This window comes from uncultured Bacteroides sp. (assembly GCF_905207245.1).
GTDB lineage: Bacteria > Bacteroidota > Bacteroidia > Bacteroidales > Bacteroidaceae > Bacteroides.
Genome location: NZ_CAJLKP010000159.1, coordinates 1 through 4,682 on the forward strand (window position 1 = coordinate 1; position 4,682 = coordinate 4,682).

At 47.3% G+C, this 4,682-nt stretch carries 2 protein-coding genes; both read right to left on the minus strand.

What is annotated here, in order from left to right; genetic code table 11:
* Window positions 1-42 precede the first annotated feature (42 nt).
* Window positions 43-1,968 carry a sialate O-acetylesterase gene (locus QZ135_RS24460; protein WP_294615690.1) on the minus strand — a complete coding sequence of 642 codons (1,926 nt, stop codon included), beginning with the start codon at window positions 1,966-1,968 and terminating at the stop codon, window positions 43-45.
* 53 nt (window positions 1,969-2,021) lie between these two features.
* A partial coding sequence (locus QZ135_RS24465; RefSeq protein ID WP_365979428.1) for an ATP-dependent metallopeptidase FtsH/Yme1/Tma family protein occupies window positions 2,022-4,682 on the minus strand: 2,661 nt, incomplete at its 5' end.

Consider the following 4,682-nt stretch of genomic DNA (forward strand, 5'->3'; position numbering starts at 1 on the left):
CGCATGGAACCTTGTTCCCTTGTCAACTTGTCCCCTCGTCAACTAATTCATAACCATTTGGAACGGTGAAGCCGGGAGTCCTGCCCTGTTTTTCAGATTCGCCTCCCTCGGATTATCATCCCAGGCATAACGCACTTTCACCGGCTGAGGTATATCTTTGCTCCGGACAATGACTTTGTTACCTTCTATGGTAGCCTCAGCCCACCTGAAACGTCCGTCTTTTCCGGCCACTGCAAAGCCCTTCAACTCATTTACCGGCATCAGGTCGTCCGTGCCTTCTTCAAAAGAAAGAATGACTTTTCCATCTTCCACTGACGCAGCAGCGCACAACGGACCACTATGGACAATATCCTTATGACCATATACTTTCTTCTTTACCTGAAGAGCTATCCTTCTTGCCAATTCTTTCTTATTCAACGGATGAATGTCATTCCATTCCCCTAAATCTATGGCTACCACCAGAGAAGTTTTGGGTAACTTCAAAGTAACCTGCCGTTGAGCCTCACGCATACCGGCCCAGCTACTCTCCACCGGTTGTTGGTGAGTCTGCATGAAATTAGGTAACTGCATGATGAAGAAAGGAAGATTTTCATCAGCCAGTTTCTCACGCCAGTCTTTAAGCATGGCACTCAGCAATGCTTCATACTCATTAGGTCTGCCTGCATTCGATTCGCCCTGATACCATAAAGCCCCCTTAAAGGTAAGATTCCGCAAAGGAGAAATCATTGAATTGTACATACCTGTCGGGATATTCTGAAAAGATACACCGCCTCTCCCCGCAGGCATTTCACAACCTAACTTATACTTCCATTGCTCAGTCAAACGTACCGTATCCCCATCTATTGCCAGACAATAGGGCTTGTCTTTCACAAAGCTGGGGCGGCCACCAGAATTAATGAGGCGAACCGTAACCAAATTCTCACCGCTTCTCAACACTGATGCCGGAACTTTATAGATACGAGGCGGGTATTGATAGGACGTAGTACCCACAAACACACCATTCACATATACTGAGTCCGCATTAACCATGCATCCCAAACGTAATATGGCATCTTTATCGGCCTGTGCGGATGTCAGACGGATATGTTGGCGGAACCAATGCGACCCGCTGACCGGATAGCCGTTCTTGTCCCCCAAGCGATAAGAGAACATGTTTACAGTCTCCCAATCAGAATCATCCAAGCCGGGTTCATACCACTTGACCGGAGCATGAAGCCCTTCATCACCTTTATATAAAGAGAGATTCCAAAACCTCGACATCATTCCGCCTGCCTTATTCACCAAGGCCTTGTATTCATCAGAGTTATACAGATCCCTCTCACGCAGATATTTCGGGAATGCCTGCAATGCATCCTCACTCATCCACGCCTCGATAGCGCTGCCTCCCCAGCTCGAATTAATGATTCCTACCGGAACTTTTGTCTCATTATACATCTCTATGGCAAAGAAATAGGGCAACGCAGCATACGACTGCGCAACTTCCGGTGCCAGAGAGGTCCAGTTCATCTGCGGAACATCCTCTTTTGGTCCATGCAAATCATTACCATAAGGAGTTTTGACGTAGCGAATCATTGGATTCTCGTATACCGCAGTTTCTTTGCCAAACATATCCGCTACCCGAGCCACAGTCAATTCCATATTAGACTGTCCCGAGCACAACCAAACATCACCTATCAGAATATCCTTCACAAGAATATCGTTTACAACCATCTCATAAGGACCACCTGCCTTCATAGCCGGAAGTTCCACCTGCCATTTGCCATTTTCATCAGCTTTCGCCGTGTATTTCTTTTTCTTAAATGTCACCACTACATCTTCACCGACATCGGCAGTACCCCATATTTTTATGGGACGTTCGCGTTGCAACACCATTCCATCCGAAAGAACAGAGGGAAGTTCAACTTTAGCCTCTGCCAGTATAGAGCACAGGCAGGCCACCGCTACTAATAAAACAGACTTGTAATTCATATTATCTAAGAAATATTTTTTAAAATTTCCGGCATAATACCGGAGTACAATTTCTATTCATAAGTAAAACTCTCAGGAGCACCCAGGAACGAAGGTTTCAATCCTCCGAAATCAATCATTATTTTCTGCATGACGAGTGCCGGGTCGAGCGGACGGATGCGCAAAGTATGCTTCGCTTTCTTATCACACAGATGTTTCGTCTGAGTCGTAATAATATGCTCCGCCTGTAGCCTGCCGAGTTCACCTTTATAATCACTGTTGATGTTGACTATTTGCTCTTCACCTCCATCCAGACTGACTGCATAACGCAATCCTTTATAATCATTGAAGTTCAGAGTCGAAGAGAAACGCACGATAACAGTTGCTTCACCACTCTTTTCCGTTTCGAAATCATATTCCAGATACATACCCTCCTCCGGAGTAGCAGTACAAGGAGAAGTAGTGACTGCCGACAGAGTGCGTCCCAGATTAGGGATTGTAATCCATTTGGCAGAAGCACAGTCGGCAGAACGGGTGTAATGTTCCGCTTCGATGGATATGTAGCCATCCTTCTCTACAAAAACAGGAGGTGCAGGAGCTATACGGGGTTCGGGAACCAGAGTGACCTTAGGCATGATGTTATGCTTCGGATCATTCCATGATCTATAGCCAATGTGCGTCTGATCCATAATATGATTCCATTTACCACCACTCATTACATGGTTATAATGACAGGTCAATACAGAGTCCCGTTCAAAGTATTCGCGCACTTTGCCCGCCCATTTATTGGCTTTCACATCACCGGTTTCCGCCAGTTTGCGATTCATTGCTACGGCATAATACATATCATACAGGTTGGCACATGCCTGTATCGGAAAGAGTACCAGTTGGTCGAAAGTATCCCGGTAACCGGCAGGCATCAGATAGTAGAGTTTCAGGGCATCCAGGCTCAAAGCTGCATAATCATCTTTCACACGCCGCCACTCATCATAGTTTTCCAGGCTGTACGTTCTGTCATTCAGCATTTCAGGAGTAACTCTGCGGTTATATTTGGTATATGTATCTATAAGACGCGCCGCCTCTTCCGCATAATTGCCACCAAACTGCTGCTTGCAGAAGTCTACCGTATGCTGGAAAAGATTGTTTTCATTAAAACGTCCGGGATTCCAAGCCATGTCCAGGAAGAAGGTTATCGGATATTCCATAGGCTTCAAGTCACCCACGTTGACTACCCACAGTTCACGGACACCGTATTCATAAGTCAGCATCATCTGTTCCCAGGTGCGCTGTATCTGGGTAATGTTGATCCACTTAGTATTACGGGGAGCTCCTACATAGTCGAAGTGATAATACATTCCATAACCGCCCTTACGGGGTTTAGCTTTCAAATCGGGCAACTTGCGCACATTTCCCCAGTTATCGTCACACAACAGAAGGGTCACATCGTCGGGCACACGCATACCCTTATCATAATAATCCTGCACTTCTTTATAGAGCGCCCACACTTGCGGAGTTTCTTTCGCTTTCTTACCGGTCACTTTCTCTATAATCTTCCGCTGATCCTTCACTATATTCTGTAATAAGGAGATATTGGCATCCTCACTCATCGGTTCGTCACCATCACCGCGCATAGCTAGGGTAATCACTGCTTCCCAATCCTTACAACGCTCCATACCCTTCTGCCAGAAGTCACGCAGTACGGCGCCGTTCGTTGTATAATTCCATTCTCCGGTTCCACGGCGTTTCCAGTCCTTTTGAGCCTGTCCCATAGGTTCGTGGTGAGAAGTTCCCATCACAATTCCCATCTCATCAGCCAACGGACCGTTCATTGGATCATCGTCATAGAATGCACTGTTCCACATAGCCGGCCACATGAAGTTTCCTTTCAGGCGAAGCACCAGTTCAAAGACAGTCTCATAAAATTTGCTATTGAAGCCACCGAAAGTATCGCCCGCCCAGTTTCCTAGACAGGGCCATTCATCATTCAGGAAAATACCACGGTATTTCACAGCCGGTTCACCATCTGTATATATACCTTCTTTAATAGATATAATATCGTGCTTTTCCACCGGAACATCCGCCCAGAAATACCAAGGTGATACTCCCATTTGCTGTGACAATTCATAGATACCGTAAATAGTACCCCGCTTGTCACTACCTGCTATAACTACCGCCTCGTCCACGCCTTCCACGTCGTCAAATTTGATGCCGTCGGAGGACTGGACATACACCCGGGCGCTGGAATTGCCGCCGTTGAACATCATGGAGTTGGGGCCGCCGGCTCTGTCCATCAGCTTTTTGGCCATGAACTGCCCCAGAGCAACGAACAACACGACGGGCAGCACCCAGGTCAGCAGGATGTTTAAGAGCGGGGAGGTTTCCTCCACGATTTCTCCGCCGAACTGCGCGCCGGAATCGTGGAGCCGGTTCACCAGATCAGGGTCATTCATCAGGCCGGTTTTGTAAATCTTGCCGTCCTTGCCCTCAAAGAGGATCTGGTTGTCCTCCACCTTTACCTGATCGATTTCCTTATTTTCCGTCATGGTGATGAAGGTACCGTAGTCCACTTCGATGATCTGCTGCTCCGCAATCCAGGGAACCAGCAGGAAGTTGACCAGCACCAGCGCGACCATGACCAGGGTATAGTAGAAAATCAGGGGTTTCTTTGGCTGTTTGACTTCATTCATATCCGTTTTTCCTCCTTTTGCCGCCGACCCGGACGCAGCCGGCGGATG